Here is a 20,622-nt window from a genome sequence, read left to right as displayed (position 1 = left end):
TCATGCTTTCATGGCAGTATGATTGCCTGGAATAAAGCATCACCGAGCTAAAATAGGGGGCATTTCCATGCGCGTAATGTACCTGCACCAGCATTTCTCCACTCCGGAGAAAGGCTCGGGAACACGCTCATATGAATTCGGGCGCCGGCTGGTGAAAAAAGGTCATACCGTGACCGTCATCACCGGCAATTCATGCCTGAAACTTCCCATGGGGCGGGAGCCGTATCGTGCCATAGATGTAGAGGGGATGGAAGTGATCGTTCTGAATGCCCCGTATGCCAGCACGATGGTTTCCGGACAGAGAATACGCTCTTTTTTCAACTATGCACACCGGGCCCGGGCGGTCGGCAGGCGGCTGCCGCGCCCCGACGTTGTCCTGGCAACCTCAACCCCCTTGACCGTGGCCCTGCCCGGTATCGGGCTCAGCCGCAAATTCCGGGTTCCCCTGGTCTTTGAAGTACGCGATCTGTGGCCCGAAGCCCCGATCCAGATGGGTGCTCTGCGTAATCCCCTGGCGATAACCGCTGCCCGTATGCTTGAGCGTAAAGCTTACCGGCGGGCGGTGCGCATCATCGCCCTCTCACCGGGGATGATCGCCGGCGTTCTGCAGCAGGGGGCCTCCGTGGAGAAGTTGGAATTCATCCCCAATTCCTCCGACCTGGAATTTTTCACCCCCGGCCCGCCGGTCCCCGATCTTCTGGAAAGATACGGGCTTGACGGCAAATTTCTGGCGGTCTATGCCGGAAATGTGGGGCCATCGGCGGATCTGGAAATCCTTCTGGCTGCAGCCGCCCTCTCCCCTGACAACATCGCCTGGGTTGTCGCCGGTGAGGGGCATGACCTGCAGGACTTGAAAAGAAAGGCGGCCAAAGCCGGCCTTCTGGACAGAGTCCATTTTCTCGGGCATCTGTCCAAATTTGAGGTCGCCGATCTTTACCGCTGTGCGGGCTGTGTCCTCGTCCTTTTCCGCAATCTGCCTGTTCTCAGCACCAATTCGCCCAACAAATTTTTTGATGCCCTGGCAGCGGGCCGCCCGGTTATAACCAACATGACAGGATGGGTGGCCAACCTGCTGGAGGACAACCATGCCGGCACGGGCATCATTCCCGGCAGTGCTCATGAACTGGCCCGTGCGGTGGAAGATATCAGCCGCCGCCCGGAACGCGCAGCGGCCATGGGGCGGAATGCGCGCATGCTGGCTGCAGAAAAATTTGACCGTGAGATTCTCTTTGAACGCTTTGAAGAAGTGCTTACCTCGGCATTGAACACGGCAAAACGGAGATAATGATGATGCTTTGTATCAAACGATCCGTGGATATTGTGGGCAGCTCTATCGGCTTGTTGATTTTGCTGCCATTATTTTTGATCGTGGCCCTGGTCATCAGGATGGATTCCCCCGGGCCTGTTTTCTTCCTTCAGGAGAGATCGGGAATCGGGGGGAAGAAATTTCGCATTTACAAATTTCGCACGATGGTGGATGGTGCCGAAAAAATAGGGGCAGGCTATGCTGTTGAACGGGAAGATGAGCGTATAACTCGCTCCGGGAAATTTTTACGCAGAAGCAGCATCGACGAGCTTCCCCAGCTCATAAATGTACTCAAGGGAGAGATGAGCCTGGTCGGCCCGCGCCCCACCCTGCCTTACCAGGTCGAGGGGTACACGGATCGGCAGAGGGGTCGCCTGAAAATGTCTCCGGGGATGACAGGTTGGGCGCAGGTGAATGGCCGCAATATCATCGACTGGCCGGAAAGGATCGAACTCGACCTGTGGTATATCGAGAATTGGTCCCTGTGGCTGGATTTCAAAATATTGTTGCGCACCATGTTCATGGTTTTTCTGGGAAAGGGGATCTATGGCGGAGGCAGACGTGAAGGAAGAAGCCGGAAAAGCACCGGTGGGACGAAACCCATGTGAACCTCTTCCATATGTAATGGTTTTGCTTTTTGCAGGATTGTCAGGTGATACGTGGCCGGCACTGATGCAAGGCCCATCACATTGATCGGGATGATTGAAAAATGTATCGAAGAACCCGTAAACATTCTGACTTCAAAAAAATGCAGAGGGTTGAGGCCGAGAGGCGCCGCCGCAAAGAGGCCAGGATCAGGGGTGCCATCTCTGTCTTTGCCGTGGTTTTATTCCTCTCCTTCATCACCGTTTTCCATGTCGGTTTGGAATCCCCCGGCAACAAGTCGGCCGGGGAACTGGCTGCCCAGGAGATCGAGTATCTGGAAGTGGAAGATAGGATCTTGAAGTCGATTTCTATCATCGATGCACCTCTGATCATGCAGCTGCCGGAACTACCGCGTGGATGTGAAGTAACGAGTCTGGCCATGCTGCTCAATCATGCCGGTATTCCCGCGGACAAGATGACCCTGGCACGGCAAGTCAGGAAAGATGAAACTGTTTACAGGGTTGAAGGCGGCAAGATCCATTTCGGCAATCCATACGATGGTTTCGTTGGCAATATGTACGATCGCTCGTATCCGGGCCTGGCAGTTTATCATGAGCCGATCTGCGAACTGGCCGAAGAATATCTCCCCGGAAGGATCGTTGATCTCACGGGGCTGGATTTTGAAGAGATTCTCTATCCCATCAGTGACGGCCGGCCTGTGTGGGTGATCGTCAATTCCGAATATGACGAGCTTGACGAGAAATATTTCAAGGTCTGGAAAACTCCTTCGGGTTCAGTTAAAATAACATACAAAACCCATTCTGTCCTGCTGACAGGGTACGATGATGATTATATTTATTTCAACGACCCGCTGGCCAACCACAAGAACAGAAAGGTTGACAGGTTGGCTTTCGAGCGATGCTGGGTCCAGATGGGACGGCAGGCGGTTACCTACAATTGATTCCGGCCCGGACCGGGTTCGGAGGCCGGGGTGAAAAGGGGGCAAGAAGATGTTGGCTGTAATCGGCGCCGGTGGGCATGCCCGGGCTGCATACGAATGTTTCCACGCTTCCGGGAAGGCAGTCCATGGTTTCTTCGATGATGACATCTCCCTGCATGGTTCGGAGGTCATCGACGGCCACCTTGTTATTGGCTCTCCATCGTCTATCCCGGGCAGGGGGGAAATAAAAAGTATATTTGTGGCCATCGGCGATAACCGGGTGCGCCTGCGGCAGTACGAATACTTCAGGGGGAAAGGGTATCTGCTGCCCGATGCTCTCCATCCGCGGTCATATATTTCGTCTTTCAGCAAGACGGGACGTGGCTTGTTTCTCATGGGGGCATCGATAATCAATCCTGCGGCTGTGGTAGACGATTACTGTATCATCAATACCAGTGCCACCGTCGGGCATGACTGCAAGCTCGGGCGCGCCGTGCAAATTGCCCCCGGCGTGAATATCGGCGGCGGAACGATCCTGGAGGAAGGTGTATTTGTTGGCATCGGTGCCAGGATTGCCCCCGGATTGCGCATCGGTGCCTGGTCGGTGGTCGGAGCCGGGGCGGTTGTTCTCAAGGACGTCCCCGCGGGGGTTTTCGTCTGCGGAATTCCTGCAGCCGTGAAAAAACAGCTTCCTTCCCCGAATCGGCAGGATCGGGAATAAAGTTATTCGGCAGAAAATGGCCCGGCGGGCCCCGGACACTGAAAAAATGACAAGGTTGACGATATGCGCAAAACAGTATTCACGGCCGTGGAAAAATTGAAAGGCGGCGGTATTCTGCGCCAGCTGGATGATATCGAGGCCCTGCTTTCCGATCCGCAGGCCCTGGGGGAGAAGGCAGAATCGAGGCTGTCTGAACTGCTTGAACACGCCTGTTCCACGACACCCTACTACCGGAAATTCAAGGGCTCAACTGAACTTCGGGAATTTCCGATAATCCGGAAGGAGACGGTCCGGGAAAATTACACCTCCTTCTTCTCCACGGCATACAAGAAGGGATCACTGATTCCTACCCATACCAGCGGGTCGTACGGAACCCCGTTTACCTTCTACCTCACGCCGGAGAAGAAATCGCGCCAGCTTGCCGAGGTAATTCATTTCGGGCGCTGGGCCGGGTATGATATCGGGGTAAAACATGCGTTGGTCAGGATATCACCCAAAAATAAACTGAGCATGGCAATGCAGAACCAGGTCATCATCAATCCCACCCGTATGGACGAACACTGGTTTGAAAAACAAAGAAACGTATTGAGAAGGAAAACGATAGAGGTTATCGTAGGTTTCCCTTCGGTTATCGGGCCCCTGGCCAGTTATTGCCACAGCCGCGGCGACAGGCCTCATGATTTCAGTCTCAGGGGCATATTGCTTACGGGGGATCCCCTGTCTGAAGCGGTGCGGGAAAAAATCGAAGAAGTTTTTGGTGGTATCGTCCTGAGCCGTTATTCCACGGAAGAGTTGGGGGTTCTGGCTCACGAATGTGTTGCCGGCAGAAGACACCACCTCAATCTGGCCAGCTATGTCTTTGAACTTCTGGCAACCGAGGACGACAGCCCCGTGTCGCCCGGGGATCCGGGCCGGGTGGTGGTAACTGATCTATTTTCCCACGCCATGCCCCTGATCCGTTACGAAACGGGCGATCTGGCCGTTCTTTCTGCCGAAAGCTGTCACTGCGGTCTTGAACTGCCCTTCTTCGAGCGGGTCGAGGGGCGGTCGGTTGAAACAGTTTATGATCCGCGAGGTGGCCGTATCTCGCCTTACGCCATCAGCTGTTCGATGCAGGATTTAAGCGATATCCTCCAGTTTCAATTCATACAGGAGGGGAAGGATTCATATACCATGAAACTGCGCACATTGAAGAGCTTCGCTCAGCATGGGAAGATCCGGGAACGGCTGATGAAAATACTGGGGGAAGATGCCAGGTTGAAAATAGATCATGTATCCTCGATACCCCCGCTGCCTTCGGGCAAAAGGCCGTACGTGGTCAACAAACACCGCGAAGACAGGTAGGGCAAATATCTGCCCCCCCGCTCATTCCGAATACCATCCATCTGTCATGCGGGCGTAACAAGGAACCCCGAGTGGAGCTAAAAAATATTTGCAAAGCAATATTATTGAAGGTATGTGGTAAGAGATGTTGAAACAAGATTGACGGGGTTGGACTGATCGTGTTTCAACAAACGGATTTAATCATACCGTACTCCCTTTGTCCGGATATGACTGGGGTTCAATTTCATGGAACCTGTTAGCAAAATGCGTATTATAGTTTCTCTTGATACAACTGCTTATCGTTTGTAAAGTTGATATAATGATTACCACATCTCATAATTTGTTCAGTATAAAAGACAATCATCTCCATGGTATTGAATAGGGTATCGAAAAGATACATAATTAATGTTTGTGAGCAAGACTAATTGATAATATAGTTTAGTATTGCAAAGAATATTTTAAAAAGAATATGGAGGCTTGATCTTGAAAAAAAGGATAATTATTTTAACCAGTTTACCGTTTAGAAAATATGGCAATCAAAGTCTGAAAAGATTTGTTAATATGTTTCTAGAAAAAGGATTTAACGTAGAATTGTTTTCTAGCGGTTCTGATTCAAAAGGTGAAAATATAGTCCATAATTTAAAATTCAAAAAGCACAGACTCCCAAGTCTTCTTGAAACAGCAATAAATCTAAAAGATGATGCCAAATTACCTTCTTGTAAAGAATTGAAAGACAAAAAATCATCTAATAATTTATATCAACATATTGGATCGGATACAGTCTTGCCGCCTTTTGGTAGTAATAATATTTTAAGTCTAATAAAGGCATGGGTAAGATTTATTTTGACAAGAATAGATAACTTATTTGCAATTTTTCACTTGATATTTTTTAAAAAGGGATACATTGTTAATGCTGATGCAATAATTGCATATGAGATAGGATATACCTTTGCTGCAAAAATATTGTCAAAGCTATATAAAAAGAAATATATCAATAAATTCCAGGGAGTAATATTAAAATCGACCAACAGGAATATTAATCTTTGTATCAAACAATACCCCGAAAACTACTTTGGATTGAATAAAGCCGATTTATGTATAATGGTAAATGACGGAACCGATGGCTTGTATTATGCAACAATTAGAGGAAATACCAATATTTATTTTGAACCTCATGGCATAAATAACAAGGAATACGAATGCTTTGAAAAAGATCCAATAAAAACCAATACTTTTCTTAAAAACGTGGACAGAGAAAAATTTATAATTTTCAATAATGCCAGTTCTAGCAGATGGAAGAGGGTAGATAGAATAATTAGAGGTTTAAGCCTTTTAGATAAAAATGAACATGATAAAATTTTGTTTTTTACTTCATATTCTGGCTATGATAGACATCAATTAAAAGAACTTGCTGTTGATTTAGGTGTCGATGAAATCGTATTATTTTTAGACAATATAGATCATATTCAATCAAATGCAATTCTTAGAGAATCAAATGTTTTAGCGATGACTAACGATATGAGTAATTTGGGAAACCCAGTTCTAGAAGCAATTTACTATGGAATACCCACCATTACAATCAAAGACGGAAGTACGGAAGGTTTTATTAAAAACAATGTTGATGGTTATTTGATAGACCTGGATGACAATTTTGATACTAATTTTGCTAAAATAATAAGCAATTTGATAAACAATGAGGATCTCTATATTTCTTTAAAAAACAATATTAGAAATAATAAAAGCGTAAATAATCTGGAAACACAGCAAACGAAGGAATTTGAAGCCATTATAAATATAATCCAAGTTTGAATTGGCTATATGAGTTCGGAAGTGTTTGACAGGGCATTGAATAGATATATAATAATTTTCCTAGTAACTGTTAACAAAAAATAATGCTGTCAATGCCGGAAGAAGGAGCCGGGGAGAAGGGTTTTCAAAAATATTTGTAGAATTGCTAGCGACGAACATCAAAGATAGAATAAGCGAAAGAAATGGTCGAGAACACCATAAACAAGAACTTTGGAGGCAATAAAATGGAAGAACAGGAAATCCGACTGCGGGACCTGGTTGAAATTGTGTGGCGGGGCCGCCTTCCAATCATCATCATCACTTCCCTTGCTGTTATTTTGACTCTGATTTATAGTATTGTTGTCCAAAAACCACTTTTTGAAGGCGTAGTTCGTGTCAACACCACCCAGTTCAATTATCCTGTTTACGATCTGGTAGATGAGACAGCCCAGTCAAACCTCTGGGTCCAATTTCTGTCCGAGGTGGAGGGGATCCCCGATCCGGTTGCTGCGGCGGGGAGGGTAAGAATCGAACCGTTGGTATACACGGAGAAGGTGGCAGGGGAGAACCAGACCGTGGAAATTGAAAAAGCCGACCTGGTGGAGGTGCGTTTTTGTTATCCGGATGCAGTGCTTGCGGGGGAGGCGGCCAATCATATCGGTGAAGAACTGCTGAAATACACCAAGGAGCGAAGGCTTGAAATTTTGCACGACAAAAAAGAGGAATTGACAAAGGGACTGGAGATGCTCGATGAGAAGCTGGCAAAAATGTACCCCGATGCCTATGCTCTGGTCACACGCCAGGATGGAGATTCAGATGCCCTCTTCGGCGTCTCCGTTACCGAGGGCAGCATGAATGTGCGTCTGGTGGAACTGGATCCTTCATACCGAAGACTGGCTGCGAAAAGAGGCGAAGACATATTGGCTCTCAATGCCGCCAATCTGGAGATAGACAAGCTGGAAAACAGTGAATTGATGGAAATATCGAATTGGGTTTTTCCGGGCAGGGTTCCGGCAGCCCCCGTTCCCGGACGCCGCCTGTTGAAAGTGGCCGTGGCTTTTATTTTCGGCCTTGTGCTATCGATATTTGTTGTTTTCTTCAGTCACTACATGAGTAATGGTTATTCCCCGGACAGGAGAAAGGAAATCAGAGGGAGAAAAATCAAAGTAAACAGGAACGATTACCGTGTTGATGGCAGATAAAACAATTTGCTCTCGGAAAAGGAATGGCACTTCGAGAAGCAAGGTAGATCATGTCTGCATTTTATCTTGCCAGTTCAAAAACAAGACCGACAAAGCATGAGGTATACCAGTATGACCGCAAAAAAATGGACCAGGGCCGTTTCAATTATTATCTTGATCATGGCTTTGTTACTTGTTTCCATTTCTTTTTTTTATTGTCATGATCTTTTTAGCCGGTTTCAGTCGATGGGAAGGGTGTTTGCCGGGCAGGAAATTACTACTGCATCACTTCTGGGAGCCCACGATACGAAACCGACTACCATTCTTCTTTATGGCATCGATGCAGGAGAATTTGCGGAAGATACTTACCGCGATCGCCCCGGGAATGCAGACACCATCATCCTCATCAGGGCCTGCCCCGTTTCCGGAAAAGCAGCGCTTCTTTCCATCTCCAGGGATACCCTTGTGGAAATCCCCGGGTCTGCCAGGGAAGATCGCATCGGGCATGCCCATGCCCAAGGGGGGGCAGGTCTTCTGGTCGATACCGTGAAAAATTTTACCGGTGTTCCCATCGATGGCCATATCGGCCTGAATTACATCTCTTTCAAGGGAATCGTCGATTTTCTTGGTGGCGTGGAATTTGATGTTGACAGAGAAATGGAAGAGAGGGGAATTACCCTTTATCCGGGAAAGCAGGTTCTGGATGGGGATCAGGCTTTTGCCCTGATCTCTTTTCGCAAAGGCGAAGGGGATATTGGCAGGGTCAGGCGTCAGCAGCGTTTCATGGAGGCAGTTTTCAAAACTGTCCGGCAGAAACCGATTGACGACATTTTCTATCTGACGGCATCCATGTGGCAGAAGGTGGAAACAGACCTTGGTTTGACAGAATTTATTGGCCTGCAGCAGCAATTCAGCGGCATCACGGAAGAAGATATCCGTATGGCTGCCATTCCGGGGACTTCCATTTACCGTGGGGGGACGAACTATCTGCAACCTGATGAGGCAGTGGCTGCTCGCCTGATAGAAGAGATGTTCCCATCCCCGGTCGAGGAAGGGGCTGCGTCGCGATGAATTACAGGAAAAAGCGAAGAAAAAAGAAGCGAACCGAAAAAATTATCCTTGTCATGGTGGCAATCATTCTTGGGGTGGTGGGATGGTTCATCATGCTTGACCGGGGCTTGCACAGGGCCTTGCTGAATCCTGATTTTTATTTAGATCTGGGCGATAGAACGGGGCTTTTCCCACGGATTCATGATCTCATTTTTGATGAGATGATAGCTGGAAATCAGGAGATTGTGACCGGAGAAAGTGTTGTCTTGAAGGCCGTTGAAGAAACATTCACCGTGGAATGGTTGAGGGAGCGTAGCCGCGATGTTCTGGAGGAGATGGTCCACTTCCTCCGGGGGGAAGAAGATCATCTCTTGATTTCCCTGGAGCTGCATGAACGGCAGGCTCTGTTTCAGGAGAAACTGATAGCGGAAATCAGGGCGCATTCCCCGCCGCAGCTGAAAGAACTGGGGATGACCGATCTGATGATCGAGGAATTTTTGGGGAAGATCGAGTTACCTCCTGCTCTGATCCTGGCTGAAATCAGCATCGCCGATGTAACAAAATTTCCGGGGGCAGACTTTTTGTTTCGGCAGAAAATATTCCGTCATGCTCCGTATCTGTTGTTTGTACTTCTTGTTGTCCTGTTTTTCATCCGGGCCGACTACCTGACGGCGTTCAAATGGATCGGTGGATCGATGTTGGCATCGGGCCTGGGTTTCATGGCCATGTACCTGGCCGGCCGGACCCTGGTTATCGTTCCGCTTCTGAAGCGTTTGCTGGAAAAAGGATCCCTGAACAGGTTTTTTCCTGACACGGAATTATTTCTCCGTGCCATCAATGATAGCGCAATGTTTACCAGGCCTGTTGTATTTGTTCTTACCGGTCTGGTGTTACTGATAGTTGGGATTGTTTTTATTCGCAAGAATCTTGCCGGGGGCAGGGGAAGGGCTGATCGACATAATGGAGAAAGCCTGCTACTTTGATAGTAATTGATTCAAAGTCCTATTTGTTTTGCGGGGGTGTCTCAACCGATGCAGGTTGTTAACGGCACATACAGTAACTTCAAAAAATATGATTTCATCGATAAAACAATCCTGGCCATGATGTTTATTTATCTTTTTATCGATGCTGTCAACGGGTTGGCGCTCCGCTATTATTCATTCAGCATTTCCCAACCCTATAAATTGCTGTTCTTGTTATTGATTGTGCTGGGGCTCTGCCGCAGCAGAATGGAAAAAACTTTGTATTTTCTGTTCTGGTTTTTGTTTTTGTTTTTCCTCCTTTACATCTACACTTTCGATCACAATCTGGATTACAATCCAAATTTTTTGGCAGAGAATATCATTTTTTATTCCAAATTGGTTGTCGTTCCACTGGCCTATATTTATTTCAAACAGTTGAGCCGAAAAAATTATCCCGGACTGGAACGTGTTTTTCAATCCATCATCGTGGCAAATTTGCTGGTGATCATTATCAGCGTTGTTATCGGGCACTTTGCAGGTTTCCAGATGTACAGAGGTGGTATCGGCTCCCGGGGCTTTTTCTATTCGGGCAACGAGGTCTCCCTGACTTTTGTAATTTTATCAATATGGGCTATTTTCTGGGCATGGAGAAAGGGAAAAATACCTTATGTGGTTACCGGGGCCGTGCTTCTAAGTTTGTCGGTTTTGCTTGCCACCAAGGTGGCCATCGCCGGTATTTTGATTTCTCTGTGTATTATCCCTTTCCTGAGCACGGGCGTGAAGATGCCCCGCTTGAGAAATGTGGCATTTATAGGTATTTTGGGCACCGTTGGCGTATTCGTGGCTTACAAGGGGATGCTCATGACCGGACTGTGGGATAGATTTCTTTTCTATTACCATCAGACTGACCTCCTTTCATTCCTGCTGTCTTCAAGGGATATTTACTTGGCTCACTCCCGGAATATTTTTTTCCATGATTATACCCCAATGCAGCAATTGTTCGGTGCAGGCTTCGATCATCTGCTGAAGGCTGTTGAAATTGATTTTTTCGATGTAACCATGTACTACGGGATTTTTGGTGCGCTTGTATTTGCTTTGTTCTGGTTGTACATGTTGTTTCAATCTTTCCGGGCCCTTCGCCGTAGAACATCCACCTATGCTTCACTGGTTGTGTTTATGAATCTGATGCTTGTGGGGATCAGCTTTACCGCCGGGCGTACGATGACCTCGGCCATGGCCGGGGCTTTCGTTGCTCTCTCCAACGCCATGTTGTTTTTGAATATGGGGGAGGTGAACTTCAAAAATGAGCAACAAAATCAAGATATTTCTCGTCTCCAACATGTATCCCACGGCAGAATATCCCACCTACGGGATATTCGTCAAAAATTTTGAAGATAGTATGGTCAAGGAAGGACATCTTGTGGTTTCCAGGGCGGTTATAGAAGGGCAATTGTCATCGTTGAAGGAAAAGGTAAGCGGGTATCTTGACTTCTACGTGCAGACGATCAGGAAAGCTTTAAAAAATGACTACGATCTGATCTATGTTCACTATATTTTACATTCGGTCATTCCTCTGATGCTTGTCAGGCCCTTTGTTAAAAAGCCGATGGTTCTCAATGCCCATGGAAGTGATATCTCCCCCAAATCCAGGTTTTTAACTATCGTACAGAAAATGATGGGGCGGTTTCTCCGCCGGGCTACGCTCGTCGTCGTGCCTTCGGATTATTATCGGCAGGTTGTGGCGGAAAGATTGAAGATCAAGCCTTCCCGTATCTTTGTCTCGCCTTCGGGGGGGATCGATATCGAACTGATGAGGCCGCAGGCATTGCCTGAAGAGGATGATCGCTTCACGGTGGGGTACGTCTCGCGTATAGATCAGGGCAAAGGGTGGGACGTTTATCTTGAAGCTTTGAGAACATTGAAGGATAGCTTTCCGGGAAACAATCTGAGAGGGTTGATGGTTGGCGATGGTGCGCAAAGAGATAAAATGCTGGCAATGTTGAAAGAGTATTCATTGGAAGATGTGGTGGAATACGTGGGTTTGAAACCGCAGGGGGAGTTGCCCCACTATTTTGGCCGGATGGATATATTTGTGTTTCCCACGATGATAATTGAAAGTTTGGGTCTGGTAGGCCTGGAGGCGATGGCCTGCGGGGTGCCGGTGATTGGCTCAAGAATCGGCGGCCTGCAAGGTTACATCGATGAAGATGTCAACGGCTACTTGTTCCCCCCGGGGGATGTCTCCGCCCTTGCCACCAGGATAAAGGATTTTTCCGAGCTTGCCCCGGAAAAGAAAAAGGAAATGAGTGTAAATGCGCGCAGTACGGCTCTCCGCTATGACAGGAACAAGGTGTCCAGGGATCTGGCCGCCAGGATCATGACCCTTCTGTGAGGGGTGCTGCGTTTATCTCCGGAGTGGGTGTTTTCCGGGAGCTGGTATAGGGCCTATATCCAGCCTGGAGATGATGACGATGAAAAGAACGATCAGCCTTCTGGGATGCCCCTGTCATCCCCTGAAGAGCGTGGAAGAAACAGCGGGTGCCTTGAGCGGGATCTTGCTATCGGGCAAGGGTGGATATACGGTGGCCATCAATGCCGAGAAAATTCTGGCCTACGGAAAATCGCCTTCATTGAGGTCGGTTATCGATGGTGCCGTTCTTAAAAGCCCCGATGGTTTTGGTGCCGTTCTGGCGGCTAGATGGCTGCATGATGAGCGTATCGCCAAGATTGACCTGCCCGAGGTTGCCTTGCGGCTGGCAGATGCCGGAGGGCTGAAATTGTTTCTACTGGGTGCCACGGAGGAGTCAAACGCGGGAGCGGTGGAAGCCATCCGCAGCAAGTACCCGCGGGTCAAGATATGCGGCCGCTGCAACGGTTATTTCACCGATATAGATGAAGTTAAAACCCATCTCTGCTCGGCCATGCCTGACCTTGCACTCATAGGAATGGGTTCACCCCGTCAGGAGATGATTGCTGCCCTCTTGCTCAAGGATTTTCCACGGGTTTTATTTATCGGGTGTGGTGGGGCTCTCGACATCCTGTCGGGTAAAACAAAACGGGCCCCTGATTTCATGGTTGACCATGGACTGGAATGGTTGTACAGATTGGTTAAGGAACCGCATCGCCTGAAGAGACAGGCGGTCCTGCCCCTGTTCGTATTGAAGTTGTGGGGTGAAAGGTTGGGGTTCACCCGGAGCGGACGATGACCGGCACAATCTACCCGGCCGGAATTTCATTGCAAATGCTAGGAAAAATTAAGAGCGACAGGCTTGACGAGGGGGTAACTGAAAATTATAATGGGGTGAAATGTTCATATCATGAACGATGTGGAGGTAGCCATGGATAAAGAATTTCTGATCCTTTCTCAACTGGAAAAGAATGAACTGGCACCCCAACGAGAGATTGCAACCCGCACCGGCCTTGCAGTGGGGACGGTCAATCTGCTGTTGAAAAGGATGGCCCGCAAGGGGTTGGTCAAGTTCGAGAATATGAACAAGCGCAATCTCCGCTATATATTGACACCCAAGGGGATAGCGGAGAAAACCCGCCTGGCTTACAACTATGCCCAACGCTCGTACAGATTGGTCAACCTGGTTATCAAGGCTGTTCACAGGTTGCTTGCCGAGGAGAGGAGAAGAAGATCATTTGAACGGGTGATCCTTTATGGGAATGAGGGTGATTTTGCAGAAATCATGGCCTGGGCCCTGACCAAGGAAAATATGGAACATGAACTGATTTCCGGGCGGGATGATCTGCCCGGCAACAGGGATACCGTATTGATTGTAACCTGGGAGGAACTTCTTCAGAAACAGTTGGAAGCCGAAGGCATCGTGGCTGCCAATGTTCTGGACTATCTTTGATATCACAACAAAAGAGGAGGACAATTTCGCAATGGAACCAACCAAGAAAAATATTCCTTCATTCTCGCTGACACGCCAGATCGAAACAATCAAATATCAGATCGAGACGGCAATATCGGCAGCGATTGACAGGGGCATGTTCATTCTGGGGGAGAACGTGACATTGTTGGAAGCGGAGGTGGCTGCCGATTGCGGTGCAGTGGAAGGAATCGGTGTGGCCAATGGGAGTGATGCTCTCTTTCTGGCTCTTCAAGCCTGCGGGGTTGGACCCGGGGACGAGGTTATCACCACTCCTTTTACTTTTTTCGCTACTGCCGGTTCGATCCGGAGAGCGGGGGCCCGCCCCGTTTTTGCAGACATCGAACCTGATACCTGGAATATCGATCCGGAGCGGATTGAAGATAGGATCACGGAGCGCACCCGGGCTATCATGCCCGTTCACCTGTACGGTTGCCCGGCGAACATGGATCGGATCATGACCCTTGCCCGGAAGAACGATCTTTTTGTCGTGGAGGATGCCGCCCAGGCAATCGGGGCGTTGTACAGGGGGAAACCGATCGGCTCCATCGGTGATGCGACCTGTTTCAGTTTTTTTCCCACCAAAAACTTGGGTGCATTCGGTGATGCCGGGATGGTGGTGGTGCGTGACAAGCAGATAGGGGAACGGGTACGGATCTTGAGGGTTCATGGGGCACAGCCAAAATATTATCATCAACATCTGGGGATCAACAGCCGCCTGGATGAGTTGCAGGCAGCAATACTGAGGGTAAAGCGGGGGCATCTGGAAGGGTGGACCGAACGGCGGCGTGAGATTGCTTCGCTTTACAATCAATTATTGGGTGATTTGAACGAATATGGGCTGAAAGTGCCGGTGGAGCCGGATTATGCAACCCACGTTTATCATCAATACACGATCGGGGTTGAAAAACGTGACGAGCTTCAGGGGTACCTGAAGGAAAAAGGTGTTCATGGCACTGTCTATTATCCACTTCCCTTGCACCTGCAGAAGGTCTTTGCCGATCTGGGGTACAAAGAGGGTGATTTCCCCGTTTCCGAACAGGCCTGCAAGGAGGTTCTGTCCCTGCCAATGTTTCCGGAACTGACCGACGGGGAAGTCAGGTATGTGGGGGAAGCGATAAGAGATTTTTTGGGATTGTGATCCGGCCGCGAAAAAACAACTGAAATGAAGGGGTTTTCAATGAAATCAGCAAAGCAGCTCCTGAAAAGTAAACTGAAGGACAGGACAGCCAGAATCGGGGTGATCGGACTGGGTTATGTTGGCCTGCCTTTTGCCGTGGAGAAAGCAAAGGTGGGATTCAACGTTACGGGGCTGGACCGGAACCCTGTCCGTGTGGACCAGATCAACAGCGGTGAGAATTATATTACCGATGTAAAGGATGAAGAACTCCGGGAACTGGTGCATAAGGGGAAAGTCAAGGCGGAAGTGGGGTTCGATTCCCTGCCGGAGATGGATGCCATCGTGATATGTGTGCCGACTCCACTCGATTGCAACTTGACTCCGGACCTGCAATACGTGGCCAATGTTGCCGAGGAGATTTCAAAGCGGCTTCGCCGGGGGCAGCTGGTTTCTCTGGAATCGACGACCTATCCGGGTACCACCGAGGAGATCATTCTGCCCATCCTGGAAAGATCGGGTTTGAAGGCGGAGAAAGATTTCTTCCTTTGCCATTCGCCGGAGAGGGTGGATCCGGGCAACAAGCGCTACACGACCGGCAATACCAGCAAGGTTATCGGCGGTATCGGCCCGGAATCACTTGAAGTGGGGGTAGCCTTTTACGAAGAGACCATCCAGAACGTGGTTCCCGTGTCGAGTGCCAGGGCGGCAGAGCTGGTCAAGGTTTATGAGAATACCTTCCGGGCAATCAACATCGCCCTGGTAAATGAACTGGCGTTGCTCTGTGACCGGATAGGTATCAGTGTCTGGGAAGTGTTGGATGCCGCCTTTACAAAACCATTCGGGATCATGCCCTTCTATCCCGGCCCCGGCGTTGGCGGCCACTGTATCCCCATTGACCCCCATTATCTGGAGTGGAAGGCAAGGGAATACAATTTCAGCACCAGGTTTATCGGGCTGGCCGGGGAGATCAACCGGCGCATGCCCGAATTTGTACGGGAAAAAGTTTTACGGGTGCTCAACGAGGCCGGCAAGGCACCTTCGCGCTCGAAAATTCTGATCATGGGTGTAGCCTACAAGAAAGATCTGGGTGACTGTCGTGAATCGCCGGCTCAATATATCGTCGATCTGCTGCTGAAGGAGGGGGCCACGATTGTTTACCATGATCCGTATGTCCCGGAATTTGCATCGGGCGGGCAGCAGTTCTACTCCGAACCGCTCAGCGAGGAACTGGTCACTTCCGCAGACCTGGTCCTCATCATCACCGATCACAGTGTTATCGACTATGCCTGGCTGGTGGAGAAAGCCGTCAAGATAATTGATACCCGGAATGTTACCAGGGATGTTTCCGGAAAAGAGGGGAAGGTGGTGTTGCTATGATGCCGCGTGTAGGGGTTGTCGGTGCCGGGAACTGGGGGAAGAATCATATCAAGGCAATGGACAGCCTGGGAGCTCTGGCCGCGGTGGCCGATGCCGATCCGCAGAGGAGAGAGGCACTGAAGGTGGATTACCCCCGGGCAGAAATATATGACGACCACCATACAATGTTGAATGATGGGAAGGTCGATGGGGTTGTGGTGGCTTCTCCGGCTTTTACACATTATGAAATCGGTCGTGCAGCTCTGGAGGCCGGGAAGGACATACTTGTTGAAAAACCGATGGCCATGAATCTTGTCGAGGCGGACGAGCTGATTGCTCTGGCAAAATCAAGAGGGCGGATCCTCATGGTCGGGCATCTTCTTCTTTACAGCCCCGCGGTCGAGGCGATCATTGATATGGTAAAAAGAGGGGATATCGGCGAGATCGTCCACCTGGAATCGAGAAGGTTGAAATTGGGCCGGGTGCGCCGCGAAGAGAATGTTTTCTGGAGCTTTGCACCCCATGACATAGCGGTGATTCTGCAGCTCATGGGGGGTGATCCGGTGGCGGTGAAAGCTAGCGGGATGGCCGCTTTGCAGAATGGTATCGAGGATGATGTCCATGCACACCTGACTTTTGAGAACGGGGCCCGGGCTCATCTTCATGCTTCCTGGTTATGGCCGGAGACGGAGCGTCGGATGGTGATCGTGGGCACCGAGGGAATGATTATCTACGATGAGTTAAAAAACGAGGCTTTTGTTTATACCAGGGGTATTGGTGGTGACCTGGAGATCTGGGATAAAGGGGGCAGGGAGATTCCTTTCCCCAAAAACGCACCCCTTCTGGAACTGGAGGACAGGCATTTCCTGGATTGTATCGGACGACGGTTGACACCTCTGACGGACGGTGAGAGCGGGCGGAAAGTGATCGATGTTCTGATGCGCGTGGATGCCGCATTGGAAACTGGCCGGGCTGCACAGAAAGATTCCCCGGAGAAAGCAGCGGCGGAAAAGGATTACTATGCACATGAAACGGCCGTTATTGAAGAACCGGCCTTGATCGGCAGGGGATCGAAAATATGGCACTTCTGCCATATCATGCCCGGGGCCAGGATCGGGGAAAGATGCATGTTGGGGCAGAATGTTTTCGTGGGAGGGAAGGCGCAGATCGGCAATAACGTCAGGGTTCAGAACAACGTGAGTGTTTACGATGGGGTTATTCTCGAAGATGGTGTCTTCTGCGGCCCGAGCATGGTTTTTACCAATGTGAAGGTACCGCGCAGTGCCTATCCGCTTGCAGACTCGGAGGAATTTGCCGTTACCCGCGTGAAAAGAGGAGCCACCATTGGTGCCAACGCGACCATCGTCTGCGGAACCACGATCGGCAAACATGCCCTCATCGGTGCCGGGGCGGTGGTTACGGCCGATATTCCGGATCATGCGGTGGTTTACGGCAATCCGGCGCGGGTGCGTGCGTGGATCTGCAAGTGTGGAAAAACGATAGCGGCACATGATGATCGATCAGCCGGATGTGAATTTTGCCGGACTTTCAGAGAAGACAGCAGGTGACCAGGGAAAAAACCTTGCAACTTTTTTACACCAATGGGGGAGGCCGGGTGCCGTCATTGCCCGGCAAACTGGAACTGAAAATAACGAAATTTATAAAAATGTTTATCGGTGGGGAAGGCAGGCAAGATGATCAGAAGATTTTTCAAGGACAGTGCCATTTACAGTATCAGCAACTTTATCCAGAAAGGGATGGCCATCTTCCTTGTACCCATCTTCACCCGTATTTTTTCGCCCTCGGATTACGGGATCATCGACATCGTGTCCATTATTACCACCCTCGTTCTGATCATCATCACCCTGCAAGTTACCCAGGCAATCGCCAGATTTTACCCCGACACCCCGGATCCCGATGAGAAAAGGAAGATGGCTTCCACGACGCTCTGGTTCACCCTGATTGTTTTCACCGCTTTTCTGCTCGTTGCCGCTGCTTTCACCGGACCCTTGAGCGGATGGGTTTTCGGTGTGCCGGGCCATGAATATGCGTTTGTGGTGGCACTGATCTCCATTTTTACCGCCGGTTTGTTTAACTTTCTGCAGAACCAGCTCCGCTGGCAGTTGCTCTCCAAGCAATTTTCTATCGTTGCCATCGTTACCACCACGTTGACCATCTTGCTCAAAATATTGTTCATCGTTGTTTTGCGCCTGGGGATCGTCGGCGTATTTTATGCCCTCATCGGGGGCAATGTGGTCGGCGGCGTGATGTCGTATTGTTATGTGCGGCACAATTACAAGTTCATCTTCGATTGGCGAACGCTCAAAATGCTGCTCAACTATTCCATGCCCCTGGTCATATCCAGCGTCGGCGTTTACCTGGCCGTTTACTTTGACCGCATTGCCATCAAGGAGATGCTTTCCCTGCACGAGGTTGGCCTCTACGGGATCGGTTTCAGGGTCGCCTCGGCGGCCACCCTGTTCACCGCCGGTATTACCGGAGCATTGACTCCACTCATCTTCACCCATTACCGCGAACCGGATACGCCGGCACGGATTGCCCGGCTATTCCGATATTTTGTTGCCGGGGCACTGGTTGTTCTTCTGGGCCTGTCCATCTATGCGCGGGAAATCGTGATTTTATTTACAACCAGGGCTTACTATGGCGGATACGTGGTCGTCCCCTTTCTGGTGCTCTCCGATTTGTTGTATGTGCTCTACATCTTTGCCCCCGGGCTGAATATTGCCAAGAAAACCAGACAGATAACGATGGTGAATGTATTTTCGGCTTTACTGAACCTGGGGTTGAACTTGCTCCTGATTTACGTCATGGGAATAATGGGGGCGGCCCTGGCCACGGCCATAAGCGCGGGGATCCATTTCTTACTTTTTGTTTTATTGGGGAACCGCCACTACCTTATCCCCTATGAATGGAAACGCACGGCTATCGCCTTGCTGGTTGCGGCTCCTTTTGCTATTGTCGGGGTGATGATTCCCGGCACAGCTTTCTGGGTCTATCTCGTCAAGGCCGGCTTGATAATAGCAGGCAGTCTGGCAGTTGCCTTGCTGTTGCTGGATCTGGAGGAAATTAAAAAAGGGTGGTATTTCCTGCGGGGATGGGCAGCCCGAAGGAAGTTGGCGGCATGAATTTTCATCTTTGAAGGGGAGAAGCAATATAAGAGAGAGTTGATGGGGAATCAATAAAAATCAAGAAAGTATGTGAAAAAATAGAATGACTGAAACGACATTGGTGATCATGGCGGCCGGGCTGGGCAGCAGATACAAGGGGTTGAAACAGATCGATCCGGTGGGGCCATGCGGCGAAGTAATCATGGAGTATTCCATCCATGACGCTTTGAAGGCCGGTTTTGAACGGGTAGTTTTCATCATAAAAGAAGAATTTTACGAGTTGTTTCGCCGGAACATCGGAAGAAAAATCGAGAAGCGGGCTGACACAGATTATGTTTTCCAGGGGTTGGAAGATCTTCCTGACGGTATCGAAGTTCCTTCGGGGAGGGAGAAACCATGGGGAACAGGACATGCGGTCCTGTGTTGCAAGGAAGTGGTGCGTACGCCTTTTGCCGTGATCAATGCCGATGATTTTTACGGGGCGGCTACTTTTGAGGCGCTTCAGGCTTTTCTCTGCGAGAAAGAAGGCACAGGGAAACTTCCTGTGTATGCTCTGGTAGGATTTTTGATCGAGAACACTTTAACGGAACACGGCACGGTGGCTCGTGGGGTCTGTACGGTGGGGGAAGACGGCAATCTGATCGATATCACGGAGCGCACCAGAATCAAAAAATGCGGGGAGGAAGCCTGTTTTACCGAGGATGGGCTTGCCTGGAACCCCATTCCCCGGGGCAGCACCGTATCCATGAATACATGGGGATTCATGCCCGATGTTTTTGATGAACTGGAAAAAGGGTTTGAGGAATTTTTCGAACGCTATCCCTATCCGGAAATACTCACGGCCGAGTATTATCTTCCCGAATTTGCCAACAGACTGCTGGTTGATAATAAAGCTAAAATCCGTGTTTTGAGAACAGATGCCCAGTGGTACGGGGTTACCTACAAAGAAGATAAACCCGTTGTGGAAAGAGCCATTTCTGAATTGATCGCCGGAGGCCTGTATCCACGGGATCTTTGGGGCGGTTGAGTCAGGGGTGTTTGAGAAGGTGTTGGTGGGCATAGCGCAGCGTGGAATCTCGGGTAATAGGGAAGCGATTGTCGCTAAAGCCAACATGTGGGTACAGGGAAAGGATAATAGCAAGGAACCAGTTTATGACGGTGGTAAGGTGTGTACGAGGAGGGGATTCTTCGGTCGCCCTTGAAAAACAGGGCTCCCTCAGAATGACAGGTTGTACGTCCTCTTTCTCCGGTAGTCAGGTAAGTGGTATATACGTGGGGATTCTT

General features: G+C 49.6%; 18 protein-coding genes. All 18 read left to right on the top strand.

What is annotated here, in order from left to right:
- Positions 1 to 67: 67 nt before the first annotated feature.
- The 18 genes from GX364_05605 (at position 68) to GX364_05520 (ending at position 20,365) form a co-directional block, all read left to right on the top strand.
- The gene (locus GX364_05605; GenBank protein ID NLI70318.1) at positions 68 to 1,285 is read left to right on the top strand and encodes a glycosyltransferase family 4 protein; all 1,218 of its coding nucleotides are present in this window, start codon (positions 68 to 70) and stop codon (positions 1,283 to 1,285) included.
- Between the two features lie 2 nt (positions 1,286 to 1,287).
- On the top strand, positions 1,288 to 1,914 hold the full coding sequence (locus GX364_05600; protein NLI70317.1) for a sugar transferase: 627 nt from the start codon (positions 1,288 to 1,290) through the stop codon (positions 1,912 to 1,914).
- A 101-nt stretch (positions 1,915 to 2,015) separates the two neighbouring features.
- A complete protein-coding gene (locus GX364_05595) occupies positions 2,016 to 2,852 on the top strand; it encodes a hypothetical protein (protein ID NLI70316.1) in 837 nt (278 codons plus the stop codon).
- Between the two features lie 49 nt (positions 2,853 to 2,901).
- Entirely contained in the window at positions 2,902 to 3,552 is a 651-nt protein-coding gene (locus GX364_05590) for an acetyltransferase (GenBank protein ID NLI70315.1), read from the top strand.
- Positions 3,553 to 3,615: 63 nt separating this feature from the next.
- Positions 3,616 to 4,896: a phenylacetate--CoA ligase family protein gene (locus GX364_05585; protein NLI70314.1), complete on the top strand. Its 1,281-nt coding sequence runs from the start codon at positions 3,616 to 3,618 to the stop codon at positions 4,894 to 4,896.
- 462 nt (positions 4,897 to 5,358) lie between these two features.
- On the top strand, positions 5,359 to 6,684 hold the full coding sequence (locus GX364_05580) for a glycosyltransferase (GenBank protein NLI70313.1): 1,326 nt from the start codon (positions 5,359 to 5,361) through the stop codon (positions 6,682 to 6,684).
- 224 nt (positions 6,685 to 6,908) lie between these two features.
- Complete coding sequence (locus GX364_05575) at positions 6,909 to 7,865, top strand: hypothetical protein (GenBank protein NLI70312.1); 957 nt, start codon at positions 6,909 to 6,911, stop codon at positions 7,863 to 7,865.
- A 111-nt stretch (positions 7,866 to 7,976) separates the two neighbouring features.
- The gene (locus GX364_05570; protein NLI70311.1) at positions 7,977 to 8,915 is read left to right on the top strand and encodes an LCP family protein; all 939 of its coding nucleotides are present in this window, start codon (positions 7,977 to 7,979) and stop codon (positions 8,913 to 8,915) included.
- Positions 8,912 to 9,877, top strand: coding sequence for a hypothetical protein (locus GX364_05565; GenBank protein ID NLI70310.1), 966 nt, complete (start codon positions 8,912 to 8,914; stop codon positions 9,875 to 9,877). Before GX364_05570 ends, GX364_05565 begins: the two co-directional genes overlap by 4 nt.
- 48 nt (positions 9,878 to 9,925) lie before the next feature.
- Positions 9,926 to 11,248, top strand: coding sequence for a hypothetical protein (locus GX364_05560; protein NLI70309.1), 1,323 nt, complete (start codon positions 9,926 to 9,928; stop codon positions 11,246 to 11,248).
- A complete protein-coding gene (locus GX364_05555) occupies positions 11,160 to 12,248 on the top strand; it encodes a glycosyltransferase family 4 protein (GenBank protein NLI70308.1) in 1,089 nt (362 codons plus the stop codon). The genes GX364_05560 and GX364_05555 overlap by 89 nt, the downstream gene beginning before the upstream one ends.
- 79 nt (positions 12,249 to 12,327) lie before the next feature.
- Positions 12,328 to 13,062: a WecB/TagA/CpsF family glycosyltransferase gene (locus GX364_05550; protein NLI70307.1), complete on the top strand. Its 735-nt coding sequence runs from the start codon at positions 12,328 to 12,330 to the stop codon at positions 13,060 to 13,062.
- Between the two features lie 111 nt (positions 13,063 to 13,173).
- Positions 13,174 to 13,716, top strand: coding sequence for a winged helix-turn-helix transcriptional regulator (locus GX364_05545; GenBank protein NLI70306.1), 543 nt, complete (start codon positions 13,174 to 13,176; stop codon positions 13,714 to 13,716).
- 31 nt (positions 13,717 to 13,747) lie between these two features.
- A complete protein-coding gene (locus tag GX364_05540) occupies positions 13,748 to 14,875 on the top strand; it encodes a DegT/DnrJ/EryC1/StrS family aminotransferase (GenBank protein NLI70305.1) in 1,128 nt (375 codons plus the stop codon).
- 39 nt (positions 14,876 to 14,914) lie between these two features.
- Positions 14,915 to 16,231 (top strand): nucleotide sugar dehydrogenase, encoded by a 1,317-nt coding sequence (locus tag GX364_05535; protein ID NLI70304.1) that lies wholly within the window; start codon positions 14,915 to 14,917, stop codon positions 16,229 to 16,231.
- Positions 16,228 to 17,778 (top strand): Gfo/Idh/MocA family oxidoreductase, encoded by a 1,551-nt coding sequence (locus GX364_05530; GenBank protein NLI70303.1) that lies wholly within the window; start codon positions 16,228 to 16,230, stop codon positions 17,776 to 17,778. Before GX364_05535 ends, GX364_05530 begins: the two co-directional genes overlap by 4 nt.
- A 126-nt stretch (positions 17,779 to 17,904) precedes the next feature.
- The gene (locus GX364_05525; protein NLI70302.1) at positions 17,905 to 19,356 is read left to right on the top strand and encodes an oligosaccharide flippase family protein; all 1,452 of its coding nucleotides are present in this window, start codon (positions 17,905 to 17,907) and stop codon (positions 19,354 to 19,356) included.
- 85 nt (positions 19,357 to 19,441) lie between these two features.
- Positions 19,442 to 20,365, top strand: a complete 924-nt coding sequence (locus GX364_05520) for a nucleotidyltransferase (GenBank protein NLI70301.1) — start codon at positions 19,442 to 19,444, stop codon at positions 20,363 to 20,365.
- Positions 20,366 to 20,622: the final 257 nt, after the last annotated feature.

It is taken from the genome of Bacillota bacterium (genome assembly GCA_012518215.1).
Classification (GTDB): Bacteria; Bacillota; Dethiobacteria; order DTU022; family PWGO01; genus JAAYSV01.
Note: the sequence above shows the minus strand (reverse complement) of the source record. Positions and strands in the feature narration are given on the sequence as shown.